The organism is Nocardia aurea (genome assembly GCF_003123685.1).
GTDB lineage: Bacteria > Actinomycetota > Actinomycetes > Mycobacteriales > Mycobacteriaceae > Nocardia > Nocardia aurea.
The window spans coordinates 1-1,039 of sequence record NZ_QCYJ01000167.1 but is presented as its reverse complement, the minus strand read 5'-3'; the positions used below and the strand labels follow the sequence as shown (position 1 = coordinate 1,039).

General features: G+C 68.6%; 1 protein-coding gene. It reads left to right on the top strand.

The genetic code is table 11. From position 1 onward, the window contains the following. The first annotated feature begins 242 nt into the window (after positions 1-242). Entirely contained in the window at positions 243-1,001 is a 759-nt protein-coding gene (locus DAT37_RS39620) for a maleate cis-trans isomerase family protein (RefSeq protein WP_109530096.1), read from the top strand. Positions 1,002-1,039 lie beyond the last annotated feature (38 nt).

Genomic DNA, 1,039 nt, shown 5'->3' with positions numbered 1-1,039 from the left:
GCGGATCTGCTCGTCGGCGGCGAACGTGCTGGTTCCCTTTCTGCGGAGCACCACGACGTCGCGGGTCATGCCTACGCCTCAAGTCTCGACGATCATGCCCATTATCTGACGCCTACGTCACGAGCCGTCAAGCCGGTGTGCGGCCGCGTGGCCGCGAGCTAAGTCACAGGCAGGTGCTTTTACGGAGGCGTTGACTTTTCGTCGCTATCGTCGAAGAATAGTTGTCGTTGAGAGGACAGCGCATGAAACACGTACGAGTCGGGCTGGCCGTCCCCAGCTCCAACGTCACCGTGGAGACCGAGCTGCCGGCGATCCTGGGCCGGCACCCGTCGGCGACGTTTTCGTTCCACAGCAGCCGGATGCGGATGGCGACGGTGTCACCGGAGCAGCTGACGGCGATGAACGCGCAGCGCGAGCGGTGCGTCCTGGAGCTCGGCGACGCGGATCCGGACGTGATCCTCTACGCGTGCCTGGTGGCGCTGATGTCGGTCGGCCCCGGTGAGCATCAGCGGGTGGAGTCGCTAATCGCCGAGCAGTTGGCAGCGGGCGGCGCCCAGGCGCGTGTCCGGTCCAGCGCCGGTGCGCTGGTGGAGGCGCTGCGCGCGCTGCCGGCGCGGCGTATCGCATTGGTCACCCCCTACCTGCGACCGCTGGCCGAAAAGGTGGTGCAGTACCTGACCGCGGAGGGGTTCGAGGTCGCGGACTGGCGGGCGCTGGAGGTGGTCGACAACCGGGCGGTCGGATGTATCCCCGGGGAGCGGGTGATGGCGGCCGCCGAATCGTTGGATCTGGCCGGCGTCGACGCCCTGGTGATCTCCGCCTGCGTACAGATGCCGTCGCTGCCCCTCGTCGAGCCGGCCGAGCAGCGGTTCGGCCTGCACGTGGTCTCGGCCGCCACGGCCGGGGCCTACAGCATCCTACGGGCCGCCGGCCTGCCGCTGGCCGTCGATGGAGCGGGCGCCCTGCTCCGGGGCGACGCCGCCGTTGTCGGCTCCGTCTGAGAGGAACCACCATGAAGGACCTGTCCAAGCAACACCTC

Coding starts and splice junctions, on each gene's coding strand:
- DAT37_RS39620 (WP_109530096.1), top strand. CDS start 243: ATGAAACACGTACGAGTCGGGCTGGCCGTCCCCAGCTCCAACGTCACC.